Source organism: bacterium (assembly GCA_040755795.1).
Taxonomy (GTDB): Bacteria; UBA9089; CG2-30-40-21; order CG2-30-40-21; family SBAY01; genus JBFLXS01.
This window is the reverse complement of the sequence record JBFLXS010000239.1, coordinates 1-6,145: the sequence shown is the minus strand read 5'-3', so window position 1 is coordinate 6,145 and position 6,145 is coordinate 1. Positions and strand designations below refer to the sequence as shown.

The 6,145-nt window shown below is 36.0% G+C and carries 4 protein-coding genes; 3 read left to right on the top strand and 1 reads right to left on the bottom strand.

All coding sequences use genetic code 11. The annotated features are described in order from the left end of the window. Positions 1 to 210: 210 nt before the first annotated feature. Positions 211 to 1,134 (bottom strand): hypothetical protein, encoded by a 924-nt coding sequence (locus tag AB1414_13680; protein MEW6608472.1) that lies wholly within the window; start codon positions 1,132 to 1,134, stop codon positions 211 to 213. 349 nt (positions 1,135 to 1,483) lie between these two features. Between AB1414_13680 and AB1414_13675 the strand changes: the two genes are divergently transcribed. From AB1414_13675 to AB1414_13665, 3 genes are all read left to right on the top strand, one after another. After that, positions 1,484 to 3,271 carry an ATPase, T2SS/T4P/T4SS family gene (locus AB1414_13675; GenBank protein MEW6608471.1) on the top strand — a complete coding sequence of 596 codons (1,788 nt, stop codon included), beginning with the start codon at positions 1,484 to 1,486 and terminating at the stop codon, positions 3,269 to 3,271. Positions 3,272 to 3,422: 151 nt separating this feature from the next. Then, positions 3,423 to 4,508: a type IV pilus twitching motility protein PilT gene (locus tag AB1414_13670; GenBank protein MEW6608470.1), complete on the top strand. Its 1,086-nt coding sequence runs from the start codon at positions 3,423 to 3,425 to the stop codon at positions 4,506 to 4,508. A 173-nt stretch (positions 4,509 to 4,681) separates the two neighbouring features. Further along, a complete protein-coding gene (locus AB1414_13665; protein MEW6608469.1) occupies positions 4,682 to 5,911 on the top strand; it encodes a type II secretion system F family protein in 1,230 nt (409 codons plus the stop codon). Positions 5,912 to 6,145: the final 234 nt, after the last annotated feature.

Genomic DNA, 6,145 nt, shown 5'->3' with positions numbered 1-6,145 from the left:
TGGAAAACAACAAATTTCCATAAATTTCTATTAGTTTCTACTAATTTCAATTTTTTTAATAATATCTCCTTATCTCCATAATCCCCATATCTCCTTTTCTTACACTATTTCAACCTCTATGCTAGATTAAGACACCACCAAAAAAAAGGGCAATCTCCCCTTCATTGGAAGATTGCCCCTTTTTTTTGTCTTAATTCCCCTTTTTATTGTCTATCTTGGAGTTGTCACTGGACATGGTGAGGGACATTTTGTCTGAATCACTGGACATTTAGTCTTTTCCACTGGACATTTAGTTTGCTCTTCTGGACATTTCGTCCTTATCACTGGACATTTTGTCTTTATTACTGGACATTTAGTTTGCTCTTCTAGACATTTCGTCCTTATCACTGGACATTTGGTTTGCTCTTCTGGACATTTCGTCCTTATCATCGGACAGGTGGTCTTTATATGCGGGGGACATTGTGTATTTACAATTGGACATCGGGTTTTCATCTCCGGACATTTAGTCATCACTGGTGGACATTTTGTTTCTGCTTCTGGACAGCGAGTAGGCAGTTGTGGACATTTAGTCTTTTCTACCGGACATCTGGTGTCAATTGGTTTTTGAGTGATATTATGCGGTGGACATTCTGTTTCTACAATTGGACATCGGGTTTTCATCTCCGGACATTTAGTCATCACTGGTGGACATTTTGTTTCTGCTTCTGGACAGCGAGTAGGCAGTTGTGGACACTTAGTCCTTTCTACAGGACATTGGGTGTTAATTGGTTCTTGAGTGATATTACACGGTGGACATTCTGTTTCTACAATTGGACATCGGGTTTTCATCTCCGGACATTTAGTCATCACTGGTGGACATTTTGTTTCTGCTTCTGGACAGCGAGTGTATCCTATAGGACATTTAGTCCTTTCTACAGGACATTTGGTATTGACAGGTTCCTGAGTTGGAAATTGTGGTTCTGGTTCATTAGCTTGAACAACAACAATTCCAGTATTGTTGAACTGTAAGGCTGACTTTAAAGTGGATTTATAGAGTGGAGAATCATTCGCATCTTCGAAACTGCTGGCTTGTTGAACTCCAAAAGTCAAACTTCCTACCATCACAGCCGTTAACCATAGTAACCGTTTATTCATTTTATTTCACCTCCTTTCTTTTGGTAATTGGTAACTGGTAAATGGTAATTAGTTACCATTTAACCGATTACTTACTTTATAATTTCGTGAAGCCCCATTTTAGCACAACACTCTCACATAAAACCTGTTCCTGTCCCTGATTAAATCAGGGATTCAGGAATTGAGTGTTGATTGGTAATTAAACTACCAATGGATTAGTATAGCATATTTTCTATTCCGTGTCAATCTTTTTTTATACCAAAATTAAAAAAAACTTAATTTTTTTAATTGACATTCCGATATTAATAATGTATAATAAAATAAGGTTGATGATATAAAGGGGTGAATAAAAATCTTGGAAAAAGAAATTATGCAAAAAAAGAAAGAGGAAATTACTTCTTCAGAAACAGGAAGGAAAAAACTTAGACTTGGCGAAATGTTAGTTGAACGAGGAATTATTAATTATACCCAGCTTAATGAGGCGCTATCGGTCCAGAAGAAAAGAGGAGATAGATTGGCGTGTATCCTGGTAGAATTAGGTCTTATGAAGGAAGATGATATTGCAGATTTCCTTTCACGAGAATTAAAAATACCCAGAGTAAAGGCAAAAGATTTAGATAAAATTGAACTGAGCGTAAAAAATATTATACCCGAAAATATTATGCGACGGGAATTAACTCTACCAATAAGTAAAAAGGACAATACATTAGTTGTCGCTTTAGTTGACCCTCTAAATGTTATTGCCATTGACGAAATAAGGTCACGAACTGGGTGTGAAATTAAAACAGTTGTTGCCACGGAAAGAGAAATAAGAAATGCCATCGAAAAATATTATGGCAAACTTATCTCTATGGATGATTTGGTTAAAAAGATGGAGCATAAAAAAGATGAGGTAGAAGTAATTAAAGAAGAGGTAGTTATCCAGGAGGAAGATTTAAGTAACTTAGTAAAGAAAGGGACAGAACCATCCATTGTTGATTTAGTAAATTATATATTAGTCGATGCTATCAAATCAAGAGCATCAGATATACATATTGAACCACAAGAGAAGTCCGTTCGACTGCGTAATAGAATTGACGGCGTGTTATATACAATACCATCTCCACCTAAACGATTTCAAAATGCAATTATCTCAAGAATAAAAATTATGGCAGGAATGGATATTGCCGAGCATAGATTACCACAAGATGGTAGATTTAAAGTTCGGTATGAAAAAAGGGATATAGATTTCCGTGTATCAGTTATTCCAACGGCTTATGGAGAAAAAGCAGTTTTAAGAATCCTTGATGCTAGTAATCTGTGTTTAGAGTTAGATGAGTTAGGTTTTGAACCAAAGGTATTACCACTTTATAAAAAATATATCCGTGCACCTCATGGAATTATCCTGGTCACAGGACCAACAGGATGTGGGAAATCTACCACCCTTTATTCGACCTTAAGAACGATAAATTCAGAGGATCAAAATATAGTAACAATTGAAGACCCAATAGAATATCTTTTGCCAGGAATAAGTCAGGTTCAGGTCAGAACAGAAATAGGATTAGATTTTACAGATGGACTGCGGCATTTTTTACGGCAAGACCCTGATATTATTATGGTAGGTGAAATAAGAGACCGTGAGGCGGCAGAAGTAGCCATCAATGCCGCTTTAACTGGACATCTGGTATTTTCTACTTTGCATACTAATGATGCCGCAGGAGCAGTAACTCGATTACTTAATATGGGAATAGAGCCATTTTTAATCTCATCCACTATCTTGTTAAGTATTGCTCAACGATTAGTTCGAAAAATATGTCCAGAATGTAAAGAGTCTTATGAAGCATCCACGCAGACCTTGCGGAGTGTAGGAATTAAAGTTGAAGGAGATAAAAAATTTCCTTTATATCGCGGTAGAGGCTGTGATAGATGTAATAATGTTGGCTACAAAGGCAGAATTGGTGTATATGAAGTAATGATTATTAATGATGATATTCGCCAGCTTATTTTGAACCGTGAACCGGCACAAACAATTAAAGAATTAGCAGAAGAGATGGGAATGATTTCTTTAAGAGAATCGGCATTAAGAAAAGTAATCCGCGGAATAATCACTTTAGAAGAAATGTTAAGATTAACCTTTGAAGAAAGTATTGAATATGGAACCTCTGTTCCAACAACATAATTGGTAATTGGTTAAATGGTAACTGGTAATTGGTTAAATGGTAACTGGTAACTGGTTAAATGGTAACTGGTAATTGGTTAAATGGTAAGTGGTTAAATGGTTACCAGTCACCAATTACCAATCACCAGTTACCAGTGCAGGAGATAAAATTATGTATAGTATGGAGTCTTTAGTTCATCTTATGGTAGATAGGGAGGCATCTGATATACATTTAGTGATAGGTGCTCCACCACAATTAAGAATTGATGGAGTTCTGGCACCAGTAGAAGATTGTGAAAAACTTACTCCAGATACCTGTCAACAATTAATTTATAGTGTCTTAACCGATGAACATAAAAGGCGATTTGAAGAACTATATGAATTAGATTTATCCTTTGGGGTTAAGGATGTAGGCAGGATACGGATGAATGTCTTTCGTCAGCGCGGGACAGTGGGTGCGGCTTTAAGAAGTATCCCAAATGATGTCCCATCATTTGAATCATTAAATCTTCCACCAATAATTAAAGATGTCGCTGAATTACCAGCAGGATTAGTATTAGTCACAGGACCTACTGGAAGTGGTAAATCGACTTCACTGGCCGCGGTTATTGATTATATAAATACTAATCGAAAAGAACATATTATTACGGTAGAAGACCCAATTGAATTCCTTCATAAACATAAAAGTTCTGTTATTTGTCAACGAGAAGTAGGTTCTGATACAAAGACTTTTGCCAATGCATTAAAATATATGTTAAGACAGGACCCGGATGTTATTTTAGTAGGTGAGATGCGTGATTTAGAAACTATCGCGGCGGCATTGACTATTGCCGAGACAGGTCATTTAGTCTTTGCTACATTACATACACCAGATGCTATTCAATCGATAAATAGAATTGTTGATGTCTTCCCTGCTCATCAACAACAACAGGTTAGAGCTCAACTATCATTTGTTATCCAGGGGATATTTTCTCAAGTACTTATACCTCACGCCATGGGAAAAGGAAGGGCTTTGTGTTGTGAGGTGTTAATTGCTACTCCTGGAATACGGAATTTAATCAGGGATGGGAAAATACATCAAGCATACACCCTTATGCAATCTGGAAAACAATATGGAATGTCAACAATGAATATGTCCATAGTAGAATTATATAATCGGGGATTGATTACCTATGAAGATGCATTAAATTATTCCCCAGAACCTGAAAGTTTAAAACAACTTTTAGGAACATCAAGAACTGCAAGAATGGGATATTAAAGGACTAAGAACAGAAGTCAGAAATTTCTTTTTTGACCTCTTGTCTGTCTTCTGAAAATATATAGGGCTTCACGAAATTAAAAGTAAATAATGGGTTAATTGGTAACTGGTAATTGGTAACTAATTACCATTCACCAGTTACCATTTAGCAAATCTCAGGAGGAAAAAGACAAATGCCAACTTATACTTATAAAGCAAGAAATATGAGTGGAGGATTAGTAACAGGCACGATTGATGCTGAATCACAGCGCTCCGTCATATTAAGACTTAAACAACAACATTTAATGGTTATATCCGCTGAAGAGGAAAAGGCTAATCCTATTATAGAACTATTAAATAAGTTTAGTGTAACCGCGCTGGGGAGAGTTGGATTAAAGGATTTAGTTTTATTCTCCCGTCAGTTATCTACATTAATAAATGCAGGGATACCAATCGTTCAATGTTTAAATGTTCTAATTGACCAGGTTGAAAATAAAAATTTTAAAAAAATAATTATGACGATAAGAGAAGATATCGAGAAAGGGGCATCAATTACAATTGCGATGAGTAAACATCCAGGTGTATTTAATCAATTATACACAAGTATGGTTAAATCAGGTGAATCAGGTGGTGTGCTGGATGAAGTTTTAGAAAGGATTTCGTCATATTTAGAATCCGTCCAAACATTGCGGAGGAAGGTGCGAACAGCGATGGCTTATCCTGCTGTCGTTTCATTCGTGGCAACAGGTATTGTCATTTTCTTATTAACTTTTGTTATTCCTGCTTTTGAAGGTGTTTTTGAGAGTTTTGGCGCAAAATTACCATTGCCAACACAAATTCTGATTAATATTTCTCGACTACTGAGACACTATCTTCCCTGGATGGTTTTAATAGCAATAATAATCGGTATTATTCTTAGATTGCTAATTACCAAGACAGAAAAAGGCAGGATAACCTTTGATTCATTATGTCTAAAATTACCTGTCTTTGGAACGCTTTTTCGCAAAATAGCCGTATCTCGATTTGCCAGAACTTTAGGAACATTAGTCCGAAGCGGTGTCTCAATCTTAGAGGCATTAGAAATAGTCGCCAAAACCTCTGGTAATAAAATAGTAGAATTAGCCGTAATGGGTGCACGAAGCTCTATACGAGAAGGAGAAAGAATTACTGACCCGTTACGAGAATGTGGTGTTTTCCCACCAATGGTTATTCAAATGGTTTCAGTTGGAGAAGAAACCGGTGCCTTAGATAATATGTTAATGAAAGTAGCAGATTACTATGACCGCGAGGTAGATATGACTGTTTCTGCATTAGCCTCTTTAATCGAACCTCTTTTAATTGTTGTTTTAGGTGTAGTAGTTGGAACAATTGTTATTTGTATGTATCTACCTATCTTTATGATGTCCAGTATCATCAGTAGATAACAACAATTCGTAACTATTCAGCTACTGATTAACACGGATTACCACGGATAAAAAAATAAAATCAGTGTTTCATCTGTCTCCATCTGTGGCTGAATAGTTACCAATAAATTTTAATTTTTTCTCTGCGTCTCTGTGTCTGTTATGTAAAGTGTCAAGCTTTTTTTTATTTTTTTACTTAAGAAAAGACTCTACGACTTATCTCTATAACTCTACACCTTATTTTTGTTTTAGGCA

What these genes read in the sequence shown, in the direction of transcription:
- AB1414_13675 (MEW6608471.1), top strand. Translation starts at nt 1,484, where the DNA reads ATGCAAAAAAAGAAAGAGGAAATTACTTCTTCAGAAACAGGAAGGAAA.
- AB1414_13680 (MEW6608472.1), bottom strand. Translation starts at nt 1,134, where the DNA reads ATGAATAAACGGTTACTATGGTTAACGGCTGTGATGGTAGGAAGTTTG.
- AB1414_13670 (MEW6608470.1), top strand. Translation starts at nt 3,423, where the DNA reads ATGTATAGTATGGAGTCTTTAGTTCATCTTATGGTAGATAGGGAGGCA.
- AB1414_13665 (MEW6608469.1), top strand. Translation starts at nt 4,682, where the DNA reads ATGCCAACTTATACTTATAAAGCAAGAAATATGAGTGGAGGATTAGTA.